The 19,358-nt window shown below is 55.2% G+C and carries 16 protein-coding genes; 10 read left to right on the top strand and 6 right to left on the bottom strand.

Annotated elements, in window-relative coordinates:
- Window position 1 precedes the first annotated feature (1 nt).
- The 3 genes from purT to JYG33_RS04475 all read right to left on the bottom strand — a co-directional run bounded on the left by purT (window position 2) and on the right by JYG33_RS04475 (window position 4,632).
- Window positions 2-1,204, bottom strand: coding sequence for a formate-dependent phosphoribosylglycinamide formyltransferase (purT, locus tag JYG33_RS04485; protein WP_207874842.1), 1,203 nt, complete (start codon window positions 1,202-1,204; stop codon window positions 2-4).
- 161 nt (window positions 1,205-1,365) lie between these two features.
- On the bottom strand, window positions 1,366-2,958 hold the full coding sequence (locus JYG33_RS04480; RefSeq protein ID WP_207874841.1) for a multicopper oxidase family protein: 1,593 nt from the start codon (window positions 2,956-2,958) through the stop codon (window positions 1,366-1,368).
- Between the two features lie 609 nt (window positions 2,959-3,567).
- Window positions 3,568-4,632, bottom strand: coding sequence for a DNA-binding protein (locus JYG33_RS04475; RefSeq protein ID WP_207874840.1), 1,065 nt, complete (start codon window positions 4,630-4,632; stop codon window positions 3,568-3,570).
- 189 nt (window positions 4,633-4,821) lie between these two features.
- On the opposite strand from JYG33_RS04475, the gene JYG33_RS04470 reads away from it, so the two are divergent.
- From JYG33_RS04470 to JYG33_RS04435, 8 genes are all read left to right on the top strand, one after another.
- Entirely contained in the window at window positions 4,822-6,021 is a 1,200-nt protein-coding gene (locus JYG33_RS04470) for a tyrosine-type recombinase/integrase (RefSeq protein WP_207874839.1), read from the top strand.
- A 157-nt stretch (window positions 6,022-6,178) separates the two neighbouring features.
- Entirely contained in the window at window positions 6,179-7,111 is a 933-nt protein-coding gene (locus JYG33_RS04465) for a LysR family transcriptional regulator (RefSeq protein ID WP_207874838.1), read from the top strand.
- A gap of 102 nt (window positions 7,112-7,213) precedes the next feature.
- Entirely contained in the window at window positions 7,214-7,930 is a 717-nt protein-coding gene (locus JYG33_RS04460) for a DsbA family protein (protein WP_207874837.1), read from the top strand.
- 50 nt (window positions 7,931-7,980) lie between these two features.
- Window positions 7,981-9,006 carry a cyclase family protein gene (locus tag JYG33_RS04455; protein WP_207874836.1) on the top strand — a complete coding sequence of 342 codons (1,026 nt, stop codon included), beginning with the start codon at window positions 7,981-7,983 and terminating at the stop codon, window positions 9,004-9,006.
- Between the two features lie 172 nt (window positions 9,007-9,178).
- Window positions 9,179-9,619 (top strand): YtoQ family protein, encoded by a 441-nt coding sequence (locus JYG33_RS04450; RefSeq protein WP_207874835.1) that lies wholly within the window; start codon window positions 9,179-9,181, stop codon window positions 9,617-9,619.
- A 424-nt stretch (window positions 9,620-10,043) separates the two neighbouring features.
- Window positions 10,044-11,360 carry an MFS transporter gene (locus JYG33_RS04445; protein ID WP_207874834.1) on the top strand — a complete coding sequence of 439 codons (1,317 nt, stop codon included), beginning with the start codon at window positions 10,044-10,046 and terminating at the stop codon, window positions 11,358-11,360.
- Window positions 11,353-11,928 (top strand): prolyl-tRNA synthetase associated domain-containing protein, encoded by a 576-nt coding sequence (locus tag JYG33_RS04440; protein WP_207874833.1) that lies wholly within the window; start codon window positions 11,353-11,355, stop codon window positions 11,926-11,928. Before JYG33_RS04445 ends, JYG33_RS04440 begins: the two co-directional genes overlap by 8 nt.
- Window positions 11,929-12,016: 88 nt before the next feature.
- A complete protein-coding gene (locus tag JYG33_RS04435; protein ID WP_207874832.1) occupies window positions 12,017-13,426 on the top strand; it encodes an aspartate ammonia-lyase in 1,410 nt (469 codons plus the stop codon).
- A gap of 28 nt (window positions 13,427-13,454) precedes the next feature.
- Here JYG33_RS04435 and JYG33_RS04430 read toward each other — a convergent pair whose 3' ends face one another.
- The 3 genes from JYG33_RS04430 to JYG33_RS04420 form a co-directional block, all read right to left on the bottom strand.
- Complete coding sequence (locus JYG33_RS04430; protein WP_207874831.1) at window positions 13,455-14,435, bottom strand: LysR family transcriptional regulator; 981 nt, start codon at window positions 14,433-14,435, stop codon at window positions 13,455-13,457.
- A 76-nt stretch (window positions 14,436-14,511) separates the two neighbouring features.
- Window positions 14,512-16,974, bottom strand: coding sequence for a heavy metal translocating P-type ATPase (locus tag JYG33_RS04425; RefSeq protein WP_207874830.1), 2,463 nt, complete (start codon window positions 16,972-16,974; stop codon window positions 14,512-14,514).
- Between the two features lie 138 nt (window positions 16,975-17,112).
- Window positions 17,113-17,430, bottom strand: a complete 318-nt coding sequence (locus JYG33_RS04420; protein ID WP_207874829.1) for a DUF4148 domain-containing protein — start codon at window positions 17,428-17,430, stop codon at window positions 17,113-17,115.
- A 141-nt stretch (window positions 17,431-17,571) separates the two neighbouring features.
- Between JYG33_RS04420 and JYG33_RS04415 the strand changes: the two genes are divergently transcribed.
- Together JYG33_RS04415 and JYG33_RS04410 are read left to right on the top strand one after the other, a co-directional pair.
- Window positions 17,572-18,525 carry a LysR family transcriptional regulator gene (locus JYG33_RS04415; RefSeq protein WP_207874828.1) on the top strand — a complete coding sequence of 318 codons (954 nt, stop codon included), beginning with the start codon at window positions 17,572-17,574 and terminating at the stop codon, window positions 18,523-18,525.
- Window positions 18,526-18,626: 101 nt separating this feature from the next.
- The gene (locus tag JYG33_RS04410) at window positions 18,627-19,301 is read left to right on the top strand and encodes an ankyrin repeat domain-containing protein (protein WP_207874827.1); all 675 of its coding nucleotides are present in this window, start codon (window positions 18,627-18,629) and stop codon (window positions 19,299-19,301) included.
- The last annotated feature ends 57 nt before the right edge of the window (window positions 19,302-19,358 follow it).

Below are 19,358 nucleotides of genomic sequence, written 5' to 3'. Positions count from 1 at the left end.
CTTAGCGGGCTTGAACTTTGACGGTCGCTGCGGCCTGGCGGGCGTTTTCACGCGCGGTTTCCAGGTCGGTGTCGGCCGCCAGAGCAACACCCATGCGGCGTTTTTCAAAGCTTTCGGGCTTACCGAACAGACGGATATCTGTTTGTGGGATGCGCAGGGCTTCCGCCACATTCAGGAAGTCCACGTCTTGGGCATCAACACCGCCATAAATCACGGCGCTGGCACCGGGCATGCGCAAGGCGGTATTGACGGGCAGGCCCAGAATGGCGCGTGCATGCAATTCAAATTCAGACTGCCATTGGGTGGCCATAGTCACCATGCCGGTATCGTGTGGACGGGGGCTGACTTCGCTGAACCAGACCTGATCGCCCTTTACAAACAGCTCTACGCCAAACAAGCCTTGGCCGCCCAGGTTCTGGGTGACCGCCTGAGCGATATCGCGTGCGCTTTGCAGGGCTTTGGGGCTCATGGGTTGAGGTTGCCAGCTTTCTACATAGTCACCATCCACTTGTTTATGGCCGATGGGGTCGCAGAACTGGGTTTCGATCTGGCCGTCTGCGCCGACGGCACGTACCGTCAACAAGGTGATTTCGTAGTCGAAATCAATAAAGCCTTCCACAATCACGCGGCATTGGCTGACGCGGCCACCTGCCATGGCGTAGTCCCAGGCTTTGGCAACATCGTCGGGGCCACTGATTTTGCTTTGGCCTTTGCCCGAGCTGCTCATCAAGGGTTTGACGACGCAGGGGTAGCCAATCTTGTCGTCGATGGCGGCTTGCAGCTCTTGCAGCGACTCGCAGAATTGGTAGGGGCTGGTGGGTACGCCCAAGGTTTCAGCGGCTAGACGGCGAATGCCTTCTCGGTCCATCGTCAGACGAGCGGCACGGGCTGTGGGAATGACACGAACTTTGCCCTGCGCTTCCAACTCTTCCAGCACACCGGTGGCGATGGCTTCAATTTCGGGAACGACAAGAGTGGGTTGTTCTTTTTCGATCAGGGCGCGCAGTTGCTCGGCGTCACTCATGGTGATAGTGCGCGAGTGATGGGCCACATGCTGGCCGGGTGCGTTTTCGTAGCGGTCCACCGCAATGGTTTCAACCCCCAGGCGTTGCAGCGCAATCAACACTTCTTTGCCCAGCTCTCCCGAGCCCAAGAGCATGATTTTGTCCGACGACGACGATAAAGGGGTGCCCAACAGGCTCATGGCGCGTGCTCCGCTGAAAGTAAGAAATTCAAAAGCGGTATTGTAATGCAGGCAGTGCCCGGTTTCTTTTTAAGCAGGACGGCTTTGTCCGCTCTGCTGGCACAGTGGCTAGCAGAGCGGCGCTTTTCAAGGTTTTAGTCGGCTTTGGGGCCGGGTGTTTCTTACTCCACCATCAACTGCGCCATCATGCCCAGATCCTCGTGCTCCAGAATGTGGCAATGGAACATGCGTAGTCCGGGTAGTTCCTGGCGAAACGCCAGGCGGATAGTTTCATTAGGGCGCAAATTGACCGTATCGCGCCAGGCACGGAAAGCTTCGGGTACGGACTGCATGCCTGTTTGACGCGCCATCACCTGAAACTGGGTTCCGTGCAGATGGAAAGGATGATCCATATGGGAATCATTGATCACATCCCAGTATTGCCATTGTCCGGTCGGGCAACGCAGGTCAATCCGGTCCATGTCGTAGACCTTGTTATTGATGCGAAAGATGGAGCGCATGGCTGCCATATCCGGCATCATCTGCCCGCCACCCATTCCACCCATATCGTGTTGACCCATGCTGGACGAGGCTGAGGAACTGTTTTCATGACCAGATTGCATGGGCATGTTGTGGGGCATGACTTCGCTAAATACAACTTTCGCCGTGCTGGAGGCAGCAGGAATGGCTGTAATGGTACGCAGTTGCTGGGGCAGTTCTGTTTCTTGATGACGGATTTGTAGTGTCGCCAAGGTCAAATTCTCCCGACTGTCCTTTGTCATCATTTTTTGTCGGTCGTAGTACAAGGCTTGCAGGGTGGTATCCAGGTCTTGATCGGTCTGGATGAAGACCTCCATCCGTTCGGCCGGTGCCAGCAAGATGGAATCGACCGCAGGCCGGGGCTGCTCCAGCAGTCCACCATCCGTTCCCACTTGAACCAGACGCGCGCCAGGCACATGCAGATTCAAGTAGCGGGCGGAGCAAGAGTTCCAGACACGAATGCGCTCGCCAGTATGGGTCTGAATCCGTGGCTGACGTTGGCCATTGAGCAGCACAAACTGCCCTTCCCTGCCATCCATCCAGTCTGGCCCCGTGTTGGCCGGGATATGAGCATTGATATCCAGACGCATATCACTGATGACCCAGTGCTGTTCGGTGTACTGCTTTAGCGGATCATCGGAGGAACGAACAATAATGGTGCCGCCCAAACCATGGGCGACTTGCTCGCCACTTTTGCCATGAGGATGTGGGTGATACCAGTAGGTGCCCGCACAATCATTGGGCAAGGTAAAGCGGTAGTAGCGGCTTTGCCCTGGCAAAACCGGGTCTTGCGGGTTGCCATCCTGATCTGAAGGCACAGGCAGGCCATGCCAATGAATGGTGGTAGCTTGGTCAAGCTGGTTTTCAAACTCGATTTCTACCTGGTCGCCCTCGTGGAGTTCGATCAAGGGGCCAGGAGCCTGACCGTTATACAGCCAGAGCTCCGTGGTTTTGCCATCGGCCAGCACCGCTTGTTGGGGAGAAGCCGTAATTTTGGCTTGAAACAGCCCCTTTCTCTGACTACTGTTTTTAAGTACAGTCAAAGGTTTTAGGGCTTGGCCTGCTGGCATTTTTTCTACGGGCATCAGGCCTTGAGCTGCCGTCATGTTGCTGGCGGACATGGGGCCAGACATAGAACCATGGTGCCCCATCATGCCTTGAGCCCAGCCTCGCATAGGAAGGCTGCTCAAGAGGCTGGCACCCAAAGTCAGTTTGAAAAAATCGCGTCGTTGCATGGTGTATTCCTACAAATCATCAATAGCAGTGCGCCGTCCTCGCCCACGAATAAGGGGCTGGCTTCTAGAGGCCAGGGAGCGGCAATGAAAACGAGATGATCAGGACCAGCGTGGAGGGGGTTGGGCAGGCCCAACCAGACGAGAGATGTAGTTTTGATGCAGAGGGACGGGAGGGAAAGCAGGCTGTAAAGTGGCTGCCTCCGGTTCTGGCGCTTTGACAGCCAGACAGGCGCAGCAGCCGCTTTTCTGCGGGGTGCTGCAGTGATTCGGGGCATTGTGGCCAGACTGTGTTGGGGACACATGTGCCGTATGGATGCTTGTTCGTTCAGTGTGCTGATGCGTAGTTTGGGCAGCCACCGTGTTGCTCAAACCAAGACAGAGCAGAAAAACAATCAGGCTGCTCAAAAGCAGCCAGCCTAATGTTTTGTGGGGTGTGTGCGGTGTGAACAGCATGAATAGGAGCTTAGCACGAGGCCACGGCTATCCGTTTGCGTTAAAACAGATCGTTACGCAGGGCAGACTCTACTAGATAAGAGTCTGTGACGTAGCAGTTTGCTTGGAGTTCTGAGGCTAAGTTGGGCGTTGCAACGCTCTCATCTACGCAGCCTACTACTCGGGCTCGTTTTTAATCAAACGCCGCTTCAATCGTACAGGCCGAACTTGCTGAGTCTGGGCTTGTTCCAGCTCTTGCTTGAGCTGCTGGGCTTTCTTGCGCGCTTCCTCATTTTCTCGTTCCAGCAAGGCGCTACGAGTACGGAGCAACTGCAATTGTCCCTGCATTTCTTTGGACAGGCTGTGGCTGATGTCCAAGGCGGCCTGCATGGCTCGGCGCTCGCCCTGCTCTTGCCCTAACTCCTGGCGCAGTTTCTGCATTTGATCCTGCTGCTTGTTCAGTTCCTGTTCGTGAGCCTGTCTTTGGGCCTTGTTTGCCTGTTCGACCTCTTCTATCTGCTGACGCAAACGAGTTTGAACCGAGCGTTCTTTGTCGATCTCCAGCAGAGCACGTCGCTCATTGGCTTGAGCGCGTTCTTCGGTCAGCTCAATCGCCTTTTGGAGCCGTTCCAGGTCCTGGGTGAATTGCTCACCTTGGCGGCGCAGTTCTTGCTGAGCAAGCTGCTTTTCAGTTTCAAGTTCGTTTTGCCGTTGTTTGGCGTGCAACAGGTCTTGCTTCAGGGCGGCCTGTTCCTGGCCAGCCATCTGCAGCTCTTCTTTCAGTTGCTCTATGTTGGCTTGTGCACTCTTTAAGGCGCCCTGCTCTGCTTTCAGTGCCTGCCGGGCCTCCTGAGTTTGTGCCAATGCCTGGGCGATTCGTTCGTCTGCCTGCGTTTGGTAATGCAGCATCTGCTGTTTGGACTGGCTTATGGCTTCTTGCCAGATACGGCCCAACAGATCTCCCGTCAGGGTTTGCAGCGCTTCCGGCATATCGGCTACATCCAGCCGAACACGGCTTTTATCCCGCAAATCTTCCCAGAACGTCTGTAGTGCTTGTGCGGGCGCGCTCATGCTGCCTTTGCGCACCAGTTGGTACAGCTTGTTAGCCGTTGGTGTGACGCCATAGCGAAAAAACAGGAGTGCGGCCACTTCTTTATACAAAGTCTGCGTATGGCTGAAACGATCACGTAATTCAGCGACATCGGCCAGGATTTGGCCCTCATTGGGCTGGTTTTGCTCCATTTTTCCACCTCTGATGATAATTTAATTAATAATACAACGTAATATATAAAATTATCAACAAATCAGGTTCTGTAATTTGACATTATCTCTATAATGTCAAATATTCAGCCTTGGATAAGGCCACATGCAGCCATACAGGTTCATCACTCCTGCCCTGCTCTCCCCACGCTCTCGTTTTCTTGCGACTCTATGGAAATAGCCAAAACTTCACCCCCGATCGATCTGGGATCAGACGATATTGCTCAGTTGCTGGCTCGCTTTGATGGGCGGCAAGGCGCGAATCGTTCTTTAGGTGGACGTGCTCAGATCGAGGCCCAAACCGATATAGAGGCTTTGCGTGCCTGGTTGGCTCGCTATATAGATAGCCCGCGTACGTATGCGAACTACCGCAAGGAAGCAGAGCGTCTGCTGCTCTGGGCGGTGCTGGAGCGTCGCAAGGATCTTTCGTCCTTAAGCTTGGAAGATATCCTGGCCTATCGTCTGTTTTTAGCGGACCCGCAACCCGCACATCGCTGGGTCGTGCAAGGACGTTCGCGCCCTGCCCGGCACCATGCGGCATGGCGACCTTTTGCGGGCCCTTTGTCGGAAAGCAGCCGTCATCAGGCTTTGTTGATCTTGAACTCCTTGTTTAGTTGGCTGGTTCAAGCTGGCTACTTGGCAGGCAATCCTTTGGCTTTGTCCCATCAGGGGCGTCGTCAAAAGCAAAAGGCCGCCCCTCAACAGCGGTATTTGAGTCGACAGCAATGGCGTTGGGTGCAGGACTACATCCAGTCTTTAGCTGAAGATACGCAGAGCGAGTTGCGCTACAAGGCCCGTGTACGCTGGCTTTTTTCTATTCTGTACGGCGGTGCATTACGTATTTCGGAACTGGTGCAGGCTCGTATGGCCGATGTGCAGAAACGTGCAGACGCGGGAGCTTCAGCCCAATGGTGGTTGCATATTCATGGCAAAGGCGACAAATGGCGACGGGTGCCGTTAACGCAGGAGCTGTACGGTGAATTGATGCGTTATCGGCAAACCCATGGCCTGGAAGGACCACCGCAGGGCTTGGAGCCCTACCCTTTACTCATGTCAGCCGGTGCGACGGACAAGCATTTGACCCGGGCGATGGCACATGTGCTGGTGAAACAGGTTTTCCAGGGCAGTGCAGAGCGTTTACGGGCTCTGCATCCTGATCAGGAGTCTCAGGCACGGGTTCTGGAACAGGCGTCCGCACACTGGCTTCGCCATTCGGCCGGTTCACACCTGGCTGATCAAGGGGTGGATCTGCGTATCATCCGTGACACGCTGGGCCACGAGTCCATTGCAACCACCAATATCTATCTTCATGCGGATGATGACCAACGTCATCAAGCCCTGGAGCAGTCACATAGCCTGGGTTGGCAATAAGGCGCCGTCCCTACGCCAGCTTCTTCATCAAAAAAGCAGGCACCGGAGCCGGGCCACAATGCGGTAGGATACGACTCCCGGCGCGGTACTTCTGTTCCCAGCCGTGGTAGTCACAGGAAGATCCTGCTATCGCCGACCCTTGGAGTACACATCCCTTATGGACACTTTTAATGTCATGCGCACGTTTCGACGGATTGTCGAATTGGGCGGGCTGGCCAAAGCGGCCGAGGATTTAGGGATATCGGCAGCAGGCCTTAGCAAGCAATTGCGGACACTGGAAGCCCATCTGGATACGGTGCTTATTCAGCGCACCACGCGCAGCATGAGCCTGACGGAAACAGGCCGCAGTTATTACGCAGAATGCTGTCGGATACTGGATGAGCTGGACGCTTTGGAGCGTTCGGTGAAACAGCAATCGCAGCGGGTGGCAGGCACCCTGCGCGTGAATGCCCCCTTGTCTTTTGCGCTTAGTGTTCTCTCTCCGCTTATTACGGACTTTCTGCGCCAGTACCCGGATTTGAAGCTGGAGCTGGTGATGGAGGACCGCATCGTGGATGCTGTGGCGCATGGCTTTGATATGTCCGTGCGCTTGCGCAGCAGTCTGGACGACTCCACTTTGATCGCCCGCCGCTTGGCCACGCTTGAACAAAAGCTGTGTGCGGCGCCTGTGTATTTGAAGCAGCATGGCGAACCACAGACACTTCAGGATCTGCGCGCGCACCAAATGATCAGCTACAGCCTGGCCCATACCCAAGGCATAGTGTTTGATAGCGATTTTGAAAACAGCACACCCAGCCCTCTTCAAAGCCATACCGCGCTGCTGTTTGCAGGTGAACATAGCCAGGTCAATAACAGCCTGATGCTGCGGGATTTTCTGATTGCAGGCTTGGGTATCGGCGCTTTACCGTCTTTTCTGGCGGACCCCGCTATCGCCAACGGGCAGTTGCAGCGTATCTTGCCCGACTTCGTCAATGAACCCCGCCATATCTATGCCGTCTATCCAACCAATCGGCACTTGCAGCCCAAGGTCAAAGCCTTTGTGGATTATCTGGCGGAACGCTTGCCTGCCGCCATGTCCACAGCTTCCTGAGCAGGTTTTCTAAACCCACAGTAAAAACTGTTTGCACCGCCACGTGCTTATTCCCAGCCCTTGGGATTGCTATTGTGATGACCATATTACAAGGACATCACAATGCTGCTTCAAACACAGAATGACAAGACGGGTTCCCCGGACATCGCCGCTACCGGCACCGCTGCGTCTGCTCCTCTTCTTAGCCCTCTGATTATTGATTTCTTTCATGATGCCGTCTGCGGATGGTGTTATGTCATGTCTCCTCGGCTACGCCAGGTTGCTGCTGAACTGGGGATTCCCGTTCGCCACCATACTTTTGTGCTGCAAGACAGCCGCGAGCAGATGGTGCAGGCTTTTGGCTCCATGGAACGTGCCAAACACGAAATCCTTGGGCACTGGGCCGCCTGCGCTCAACAGGATGATTCCCAATCCATCAATATCGACGGCATGCGGGCGCAAAGTTTCGAGTACCCCAATGGCATGTTGTCCGCATTGGCCTGCCAGGCAGCGCATTTGCTGGCGGGAGATAAAGGCCATTGGGATTACTTCGATGCGGTGCAAGGCGCTCATTTGAAAGACAGCCGCAATATTGGTGATCTTGATACCTTGCTGGCTCTTGCTGTCGCCCAAGGTTTTGACGGTGCTGCCTTTTTGAGCGCCATGGACAGTGAACTTGCTCATCAACGGGTGCAGGCGGACCGCAGCGAAGCGGCACGGCTTGGCATCCGTTCTATTCCCACCTTGCTGGTTTCCTCTCCCAAGACGGGCCAGGTGCTGGCGCGTCTGCAGACCCAATCTGCCGATCTTCTTAAAAGCCGTTTGCAAGCACTGCTGTAAACGGTCTCCCCCTTTTTCTTCTTATATCCCCTTCCTTACAAGGACACCCCATGTCTATTCGTTTCTCTCACCGTTTGCTCGGTTTGTTGCTGGTTGGTGCAAGTAGCCTCAGCGTCTCTTTAGCTCATTCTGTTCCGCAGACCAGTACTGCCCCGTCTTTGAGTGGGCAGGAAGTGGGTATCAGCCCCTGGGGGCCGGACGATGAAATTGGTCGCCTCAACCTGATTACCCCAGCCTCTCGCGCTGCCATTCTGGCTCGTCTGGATGGCTCGAAAGTGTATGACTTGGCCACTGACTATTATTTGGGCATGCCAAGCTGGCAAGATGCGGGCGACCCGCATTATCAATTCTGGATGACCCATACCCCACGCGGTACGGAAGTCGATGACCCAATGGGCGTGGGTAAAGACATGAACACCGTTCGTAGCTATACCGGTACGGCTTTCTCCATGTACAGCCATACGGGCACGCATATCGATGCGCTGAACCACTTCGGTATTCATGGAAAAATCTGGAACGGATTCAAGGCGGATGAACATCTGGGTGATCGTGGCTGGAACCGTACCGGCATCGAGAAATTTCCGCCCTTAATCGCCCGAGGTGTTCTGATCGACGTGGCGGCTGCCAAAGGCGTAGAGATGTTGCCCGACCAATACCGCATTACCCGCCAGGATTTGAAAGATGCCCTGGCCCGTCAAAAAACGGTACTGAAAGAAGGCGATATTGTGCTGATTCGCACAGGGCGCATGAAGCTGTTCAATGACCCCAAAGCCTATATGAATGCCCCTCCCGGCATGGGTCTGGATGCGGCCCGTTATCTGGTTGAGGAAGGCGGCGCCATGATCGTAGGTGCAGACAACTTGAGCTTTGAGACCTTCCCGTCTGAAGTTCAGGACGACTACGTGCCTTTGCACACCTATCTGCTGGCCCAACAGGGAGCCCCGATTATTGAGTTGATCGCGCTGGACGAATTGTCCAAGGACAAGGTCTACGAGTTTGCCTTTATTGGTGGTCCGCTGAAAATCCGAGGTGGTGATGCCGCTCCCTTGCGCCCCGTCGCCATTCCACTTCGCTAAGAAAGTACCGAGCTCAATGGCCCGCTAAAAGGCCTGCGTTGCGACAGGTTTTGATAAAGGCTATAGCGTTTGGCTGCTATCAGACACCGCTCAATATGCTACTGTTAGCCAGGTTTGAATGCGCCGGGCGCCTGTTGGAAAGGCGCCCGGCTTTTTCTTTATGGAGTGCGTAATGACTTACACCGTTTATCTGTCCGGCGAAATTCACACGGATTGGCGCGAGCAGATTGCTCAGGGTGCAAAGGCAGCAGGACTGGATATCTGTTTTACCAGCCCAGTAACCGACCACGATGCCAGCGATGCGGCAGGCGATCACCTGGGTCCGGCCAGTGAGGGCTTCTGGCGTGATCACAAATCCTCCAAAATCAATGCTATCCGTACCCGGACCTTGATTGAGCAAGCTGATTTGGTGGTGGTTCGCTTTGGGGACAAGTACAAGCAGTGGAATGCCGCTTTTGACGCCGGTTTCTGTGCGGCCTTGGGCAAACCGTATGTGACTTTGCATGCCGAAGACATCATCCATCCTTTGAAGGAAGTCGATGCCAGCGCACAAGCCTGGGCGACATCACCCGAGCAAATCGTGGAAATCCTGCGCTATACCTTGAAAGCCTGATTGATGAGGCACAGAACGGGACAGGCCTGAATCCAGAGCGGATGCGGGCCTTTCCGTTCAAAGAAAATGCCGCCCTGTGGACGGCATTTTTTACGCTTGCAGTTTAGCTGCGTGACTGCAGGTCTTTACCAGACGTACTTCACCCCAGTTGGAAATAAGAATAAATAGGCCTGTCTTTAAAACGACAGGTTTTAAATGGCGTGTAGGGTGGCGATCCTGCGGTTGGGCGGCGAGTACATGTACCTAGGTGCTCCGGAACAGTCTAATTTTTAGAATTGGAATCGCTATGACTATCCTTGATAAGTGCCGCTCCGGATTAACTATAAAATAAATTAATACTATCCAATTCATCATTCTTTCTGCTTCTTATGCTGCCTACAATGCGCTCCTACTACTGCTTAGTCGCAAATAGAGGAGACAAAATATGAGTGGGTCCATGTCGGGTCAGATGACCCAATTTGAGAATGTGCCGTTTCGGCGCTTTCACCTTCGTGTGGGGTCGACAGCCTGCGGAGGGCAGTTTGCAGATGGTTTTGAGCTGGGAATTATTGGTTTGGCCATTGCCCTGGCGGCAGTACCGCTGAACCTGAATGCCGTCTGGATGGGTTTGTTGGGAGCGGCGGCCTTGGCGGGGCTGTTCCTGGGTAGCCTGGTATCGGGCGTGATTGTGGACCGTGTGGGTCGACGCAAGATTTTTGCATGGGACATGCTGTTTGCCGCCGTGCTCTCGATTGCCCAGTTTTTTGTCACCGAAGCCTGGCAAATGCTCTTGTTGCGTTTTGCTCTGGGTGTGGTGCTGGGCTTTGACTATGTGGTCAGTAAAGCGCTGTTGACCGAGCTCTCGCCCGTGCGTTTTCGGGGTCGCTTGTTGAGCATCATGGCGATTGCCTGGGTGGCTGGCTATGCCTGCTCCTATGCAGCCGGTTTTTTGCTGCGTGATCTGGGGCCTGATGCGTGGCGTTATATGTTGGTGGTTAGCGCTGTACCGGCCTTGCTGATCTTTGTATTCCGACTGGGCGTGCCGGAGTCGCCGCTGTGGCTGATCCGCAAGGGTCGAATACAAGAAGCGCAGGAGATTGTTCGCAAAAAACTGGGCGATGGCATCGTGTTGCCGGAGGCTGGTCCTGTACCGCAAAAAACAGGCGGGGAATGGAAAGAGCTGTTTTCCAAGAAATGGCGCAAGAACACGGCAGTGGGTGGCATCTTCTATGCTTGCCAGGTGATTCCCTACTTCGCTCTGGGCACCTTCTTGCCCAAGATCCTTGAGTCGCTCAATGTGACAGACAAGTATGTCGGTGGTCTGACCTATAACGCCTTCCTGCTTCTGGGTGCGGTCATCGGGACCATGGTGGTAGACCGAATTGCGCGCCGCTCCTTTCTGATCGGTACGTTCATTGCTGGTGCCGCGGTCTTGTCTGTGATGGCGGCCGGTGTGCTGGACTCGACGGGAGTGATTATCGCGTTTGCCCTGTTTGCCTTGATTCTGTCGGCCTCGGCCAATCTGGAATTTATTTACCCACCTGAGCTGTTCCCGACGCATCTGCGTGGCACGGGTGTGGGTTTTGCTACCGCGACCAGTCGTTTTGGTGCAGCCATCAGTACCTTCCTGCTGCCCAGTATTGTTCAAAACCATGGGGTTTCCATTGCTCTGGGAGCGTGTGTCGTCGTCCTGCTCTTCGGTGCTTTGGTCTCGTATCTGTGGGCCCCTGAAACATCGCGCATGAGATTGGCTGATGTCTAACACCCACCCTCTCGCCCCCCATGAATGGCAAAGCGTCCAAGGCTTTGAAGAGTGGACGCAGGAGACCTTGCTGGCCTATCTGGAGCAAGCAGGCATCGGGTTTGAACGGGTCAACCACCCGGCCGTGTTTACGATGGCGGACTCCGCCGAACTGAACATCGCCTTGTCCGGACGCCGCTGCAAGAATTTGCTGGTGCGAGACAAGAAGAACCGGGTCTTCTTTCTGGTGGTGCTGGCGCCCGAGACCAGTATTGATCTGGCCGCCTTGGGGCAATTAATGGGGGCAGGCAGATTGTCCCTATGTCCTGCCGAACAGATGCACGAGCTTTTGCAGGTGGCATCGGGGGCTTTGAGTCCGTTTGCACTCGTTGGAGATGCCCAGGCGCAGAAAGTCCGTTTGCTGTGGGATGCGAGCTTGTCGGGTGAAGTCCAGTTTCTATTTCACCCGCTGCGCAATACCGCCACGGTTTCTATCAGCCAAGAGGATTTCAGCCGATTCCTGGTTCTGACGGGCCACCGGATGGAAACGGTCGCTATCCCCTCTCGCTCCCACCCTGCCAGTACATAGCCGGGATTTTTTCAAAAAACAGGACATTGATGTTCAGAGTGCTCTGCCCGTCGTGGGTGGAGCACTTGTCAGCATCGTAGGAGTAAATATGGAAGTGTCTTCTAACGTTGAGTCAGTACGTACTGAAAATGATTACGTGGGCCAGGTATCCATTCCTTGCAGCAAGTATTACGGCGTCAATAGCGTACGGGGTAAGGACAATTTGTCCGTCTCGACCCAAACTGTGGGCCACTACCCTGCTTTTATCCAGGCTTTTGCGCAGGTGAAGTGGGCAGCCGCCTTGGCCAACCGGGACTGCGGTGTAATCAGCCCCGAGATTGCCAATGCGATTGCGCAGGCCTGCCAGGAGTTGCTGGATGGGAAACTGGCTGATTCCCTGATTGTGGATCTGATGGAAGGCTCGGGTGGGACGTCCACCAATATGAACTTCAATGAGGTGATCGCCAATCGAGCCCAGGAGATTCTGGGCAAACCTGTCGGTTCTTACGAGGTGGTGCACCCGAATGACCACGTCAATCGCTCTCAATCCACCAATGATGCGTACCCGTCCGCTCAGAAAATGGCGACGTATGACATGCTAGCGGGTTTGATTGATGCGGTGGGCGAGCTGGGCCAGACCTTCAGCCAGAAAGCTGCGGAGTTTGCAGATATTCTGCACCTGGGCCGCACCTGTTTGCAGGACGCTCAACCCATGCGACTGGGCCATGTGTTTGAAGGCTATGCCGCTCTGGCGCACCGTTTGCAAGCTGAACTGTTGGGGGTACGTGAAAAGCTCTGCACCTTGCCTCTAGGCGGTACCGCGATTGGCACGGGCTTTGGAGCCCCTGAAGGTTATCGTGCGGCGGTGTATACCCATTTGGCGACGCTGACAGGTGTTCGCTACCAGGCACCGGATAATTCGTTCGATGCCATGCAGAACATGGATACCTTCTCCCGAGTCTCGGCCGAGTTGCGGACTTGCGCAACGGCCCTGGCCAAGGTCGCTGCGGATCTGACCTTGTTGTCCTCCGGGCCGACAGGTGGTTTAGGGGAGTTGCGTTTACCAGAAGCCCAGGCCGGTTCGTCCATCATGCCGGGCAAGGTGAATCCGGTTCTACCCATGGCTATGATTCAGCTCAGCTTTGCAGTCGTGGGTAATGATGTGGCCGTGGCACAGGCAGTGCAGTATGGTGAGCTGGAAATCAACCATTTCGAGCCGGTCGTGGCTTCGCGGGTTTTTGACAGTATCCATATGCTGACCCAAGGTATTCAACGCTTTAATGTTTTGTGTGTGGCTGGCATCAGCGCGGATCGTACTCGCAATGAAAACCATGTATTGCGTTCTATGGCTGTCGCCACGGCTTTGGTGCCCACATTGGGCTATGCCAAAGTCAGCAAGCTGGCGCGCCAATCGGTCGTAGAGCAGCGCCCCTTGTTGGAAATTCTTGAAGAGTCCGGAGTCCTGTCTAGAGAACAGGCTGTGCAGGCAATCCAGAAGGCTTCCGTACCCGCGTTTTGATTCTGTTATTGTGGCTCCCTAAGTGTGCTTAGGGAGCATCTACCCAGGGATAAAGCTGGATCAACTGCGGCAAAATGGGATTGATGGCTTGCAGCTCGTCGTGAGCATGCGTCCCCAAAATAGTGCTTGCCAACTCAAAGGTTTCCTTGCCCAGTTGACCATATTCGCCTGTGCGAACGTGGAGATACAGCCGACGTTCGGCATTAAGCTCGGGAACAAATCCCAAATGCAAGGCTCCTGCGGATCGAGCACCTTGAAGCAGACACAAGGGTGTGGTGATCGCCCAGCCAATTCCCCCCGCTACCATGGACGTCAGTGTGTCTGCTGTTTCCACTTCCAAACGGCGGGCTGAGCTGATACTTGCTTGACGCAAGGAGCGCTCGACTTGCGTACCCAAGTGAGATTGGGCGTTAAAACGGATTAATGGCAGTTGCTTGGACAGCGCGACCAGGTCCGCCATGCTGGTACATGGGAAAGCCAGCCCCTTGGGGGCAATGACCAGAAATCGCTCCGACATCAGAAAGTGATTCCCTATTCCCTCTATATCCAGTGTGCGGGTTGAGATCACCAGATCCAGTTCCCGCCGTACCAGCGCTTCGGCCAGATTGGGTGTCAAACCCGTGCGTACTGACAACTGCGCGGTGCCACGTAGTAGCTCCTGAACCAAGGGCGTGCCGCAACTGGCGGCAAAGGAGTCCACCAGTCCGACTCGTAAATTAGGCTTGATTCCCTGGCTGGCTTCAATCACGGAGCCGCGCAGGTTCATGGCCTGGTTCAAGAGTGTTGTCCCTCTATTCACCAAGGTCAGACCGGCGGCGGTCAAGGTCAAAGGCCGAGCCGAACGGTTCAGCAAGGGCGTCCCAAAGTTCTCCTCCAGTAAGCGTATGGACTGAGAAACGGCGGATTGGGTAATACCCAGTCGTTCTGCGGCCTTGGACATATTGCAGTCCTGAGCCGTGGTCAGAAAGATCCGCAACGCTTGCATGTCGATGGGGCGAGTTTCTTGCATAGATCAGCGAGCTTGGTGCATGAAGGAGAGGACCGGGGAAAATTGGGCCGTGCTTATGATAAGCACGGCTCTGATTTTAGCTTAGCTTCACGCGTCGCAAACGCAAGGCATTACTGACGACAAAGACGCTGGACAAGGCCATGGCCCCGGCGGCAAACATGGGCGAGAGCAAGGTGCCGTTAAAGGGATACAGCACACCCGCCGCCACCGGAATCAATGCCACGTTGTAGGCAAAGGCCCAGAACAGGTTTTGATGGATGTTGCGCATGGTGGCGTGAGACAGGGAAATGGCCGTAACCACGCCTTGCATATCACCTGACATCAAGACCACGTCCGCGGCTTCGATGGCAATGTCCGTGCCAGTACCAATCGCAATCCCTACGTCGGCCACTGCCAGCGCCGGTGCATCGTTAATACCGTCACCCACGTAGGCCAGATGCTGATGGGTTTCGCGCAAGGCCTGGACGGCCTGCACTTTGCCTTCAGGCATCACTTCTGCCACGACTTCATCAATGTTCAGACGACGGGCGATGGCATTGGCGGTATGGCGGTTATCGCCGGTAATCATGACAACCTTGATACCGCGGGCATGCAACTGCTCAATGGCGCGTGGTGTGGTGTCTTTGATGGGGTCGGCCACGGCCAGCAAGGCAATCACCTGCTTGTTGCGGGCGGCGTACATCGGTGTTTTGCCTTCTTGTGCCAGGGTCTGGGCTTGCTCTGCAAACGCAGACAGGTCTGCGCCTAACTGCGTCATCAGCCGGTCTGCGCCCACATGCCATTGGTCAGCACCAATCTGGGCGGTAACGCCTAAACCGGTCAGGGACTCAAACTGCTCGGCTTTGGGCAGCGTGATTTGCTTGTCCTTGGCAGCACTGACAATTGCCTGGGCAATGGGATGCTCGGAGTAGTTTTCCAGGGCGGCAATGGCGGCCAAAGCCTGATCCTGGTTTTCACCGGGAGCGATGACAAAATCCGTCAGTTCGGGAGCGCCTTTGGTCAAGGTGCCGGTTTTATCCACGGCCACGACTTTCACATCGCGCAGCGCTTGCAGGGAATCCCCTTTACGAAAGAGCACCCCAGCCTGAGCGGCGCGGCCGGTTCCCACCATGATGGAGGTAGGGGTCGCCAGACCCATGGCGCAAGGGCAAGCAATAATCAGCACAGCGACAGCGTTGACCAATGCAAAGCTCAGTGCGGGTGATGGGCCAAAAATCAGCCAGACAATCGCAGTCAGCACGGCCAAGGTCATGACGGCTGGCACAAACCACAGGGTGATTTTGTCGACCACCGCTTGAATCGGCAGCTTGGAGCCTTGGGCCTGTTCAACCATGGAGACAATATTGGCCAGTACGGTGTCCTGCCCCACGGCAGTGGCTTCAAATTCCAGCGAGCCTTTCTGGTTCACCGTGCCGCCAATGACCTTATCGCCTTGGGATTTGGAGACAGCAATGGATTCGCCCGTCACCATGGATTCGTCCACATAGCTTTGACCGGCAACGACATCACCATCAACCGGAATACGCTCGCCGGGGCGAACCAGGACGATATCGCCGGTATGCAGATCCGCTAAAGGCAGCTCGACTTCCTGGCCGTCGCGGCGTACGCGAGCGGTAGGTGGTTGCAGACTGAGCAAGCGTTGAATCGCTTCGGAGGTACGGCCCTTGGCGCGGGCTTCCATCACACGGCCAAGCAGAATCAAGGCCACGATGACGGCGGCAGCCTCAAAGTACACATAGACAGATTCAGCCGGTAACCATTGGGGCGCAAAGGTAGCCACCAGTGAAAAGGCATAGGCCGCCAAGGTGCCCACGGCGACCAGCGAATTCATGTCCGGGCCGCCACGTAACAGCACGGGAATGCCTTTGGTGTAGAACTCGCGACCTGGGAAGACCAGAACCAGCGTGGTCAGGACAAACTGGATCAACCAACTGTTCTGGGTCCCAATGGTGCTGGCAACCCAGTGATGGAAAGCAGGCACCATATGGCCGCCCATTTCCAGAATAAAGACGGGCAAGGCCAAAATCGTGGCTAGCCAGAAACGCTTGCGCAGGGTTTCGTAGGTTTGTTCGGCGCGCTCGAACTGGTCGTTGTTGACGGCGGCTTCGGCTAGGCTGGCGGGATACCCGGCTTTGCTCACCGCTTGAATCAGGTCGGGCACCTTGACACCTTGTGCCACTTGAACATGTGCTTTGGCAGTGGCCAAATTGACCGCAGCTTTTTGTACGCCCGGTACTTTCAGCAAGGCTTTTTCAACCCGGCCTACGCAAGAGGCGCAAGTCATGTCCTGCACATCCAGCACAATGTCTTGCTGGGTGATTTTGTAACCACCCTTTTCCACAGCCTGCATAATGGCCTCGATGGGGGCAGCCCCCTCGAAATCCACGGTTGCCTTGTTGGTGGCCAGATTAACCTGGGCCAATTGCACCCCGGGAACCTTGCCAATAATCTTTTCAACCCGACTGACGCAGGAGGCGCAGGTCATGCCTTCCACATCTAAAGTCAGGCGTGAGCCTTGGTTTGAAGCGCTTGTTGTCATCGAAATCACCCTTCAATGGATCGTCAATGAAGCCACTTTAGGGCTTGACCCGATGGGAAGGTCAACACGAGATATAAAAAAACGCCTCCGAAGAGGCGTTTCAAGGGGGAAGTCAGGACTAACTAGGGCTCAATCAGCTTAGTAAGCGACGAACGAACCGTTGTTGTTGTTCCAGTCTTTGGCTTGAGCAGCAACTTGGTCGCGGCTCAGCTCGGAGCGGGTGTCGATGCGTGGGTAGTCGCCCATGGAGCCTGTGCTAATGTAGCCTTGCTCTTGAGCAGCAGCCAGTTCTTGAACCACTTGCTGGCGGCTCAAAGGAGCGTCGCTCGATTGGACCGTTGGGTAGTTCAGGTTTTCGCCGGTAGCGACGTTGTTGGTGGCGGCCATAGCGGTACCGCTCAAAGCAGAAGCACCCAGAATCAGGCTGGCGATAGTTGCGCGTGCGATGTTTTTCATTATTTACTCCAAATATCTACGGTGTGTTTTTCGGTGGTTCGCTGTTGCGTTTAGCGAATCGTTAGATGGAGTATGAGCCTTTCCAGACCTAGTAAAAACCCTTAATATTGCAAACGTATTTCCATTCATGGAACAATTCAAATGAGTACCATTATCGCCGGGCCCCTGCTCAACGACATTGCAATCTTCGTGGAAGTGGCCCGCGCCCGCCACTTCAGCCGTGCCGCTCAGGCCCTGGGTATGCCGGTTTCTACCGTGTCACGTCGCATTCGTGAACTGGAAAAAGAAGTGGGTGTCGCCCTGCTGAAACGCAGTACGCGCAATGTGGATGTGACCGACGCTGGGCAAGTCTATTTCGAGCGTTGTCTGGCCGTGGTCGAGCAGGCCCGTCTGGCTCATGAACAATTGCTGGATGTGGCCCAGACACCGAAAGGACGCTTGCGGGTGTCCATGCCAGCCAGTTTCAGTATTGTGCTGATGCCCGCCATTATTCGAGGGTTCAATCAGCAGTACCCGGACATTGAGCTGGAGTTTGACCTGACCATACGGCCTATTGATTTGCAGGCCGATAACTACGATTGCGTCATCCGTGTGGGTGCTCAGCCTGACTCAAGCGCCGTTGCCACGATGTTGGGCCAGATTCGGCTGGGGCTGTATGCCACGCGCAACTATCTGGACCGCAAGGGGCGCCCCAAGCATCCTTCCGAATTGGCGGGACATACCTGTATTTGTGCCCGGCCTGCCAGCACGGATCGGGTCTGGTCCTTGCGCGGCCCGAATCAGGAGCGTTACGACGCGATGGTGGAAGGTTCGATCACCGTCAATAACGCCATCATGATGCGCAAACTGGCTGTGCATGATTTGGGTATCACCGCCTCTTCCTTGCTGGAACGTAAACTGGACCCGGATTGTGCGCATTTGGAGCGTGTCTTGCCCGACTGGGAGTTCGCACCCTTCCCTATTCTTGCTTTGTTGCCATCACGCCTGATGCCTCAAAAAACCCGTGTATTCTTGAACTACCTGCGTAGCGAACTGGACAGATTGATGTCCCAACCTGAGCTGGATGTAGCCGCGGCGGCCCAGCCTTACCCATAAAAAATAAGCAGTATCGTACTCAGGCTGTGTTGGTTCGGGCCTAACTATGCTATTTATAGGCGTTTGGTCCTGCGGGACCGATGTCAAGATGGGGGAAGCGCATGAGAAGAACACGGCAGGGCTGGCTGGCAGGATTTGCCATCAGCTTGGCATTAGCCAGTGGCAATGCGTGGTCGCAAACAGTATTGCTGGAAGCGGTAGAGCAAGGGGATGGTGCCAAAGTGCGCGAAATCCTGTCCGAAAAACGGGCCCGCTCTACGGTGGGGGTCAGCGACGATCAAGGGCAAAGCCCCTTGTTGCGCGCAACCTGGTTGAACCATATTGATATTGCTCGGCAGTTGATTCGCGCGGGTGCGGATGTGAATCAGGCCGATGCCATTCACGACAGTCCTTATCTGGTTGCCGGTGCACAGGGCCGCCTGGAAATCCTGCGCATGACGCTGGAGAATGGCGCGGATTTGCGCAGTGTAAACCGTTATGGTGGCACTGCATTGATTCCGGCTGCTGAACATGGGTATGTGGATATAGTTCGTCTGTTGTTGCAGGCGGGCGTTGACCCCAATCATGTGAATTATTTGGGCTGGACGGCTTTGCATGAAGCCATTGTGCTGTCCGATGGTGGCCCCGAGCATCAAGAAGTGTTGCGACTGCTGATCAAGGCGGGAGCCGATGTGAATTTGCCGGATCGTCAGGGCGTGTTGCCCTTGAGCCTGGCGCAACAGCGCAGTCAGACCGAGATGGCCCGTATTCTGGAACAAGCCGGAGCGAATCCTTAGGCCTTGCGCCAGTGCTGTGGCTTGTTCCTCGCTGTTTTTCTTCTAATCACAACAATA

Source organism: Alcaligenes sp. SORT26 (assembly GCF_017377875.1).
In the GTDB taxonomy this organism is placed as follows: Bacteria; Pseudomonadota; Gammaproteobacteria; order Burkholderiales; family Burkholderiaceae_B; genus Alcaligenes; species Alcaligenes parafaecalis.
Note: the sequence above shows the minus strand (reverse complement) of the source record. Positions and strands in the feature narration are given on the sequence as shown.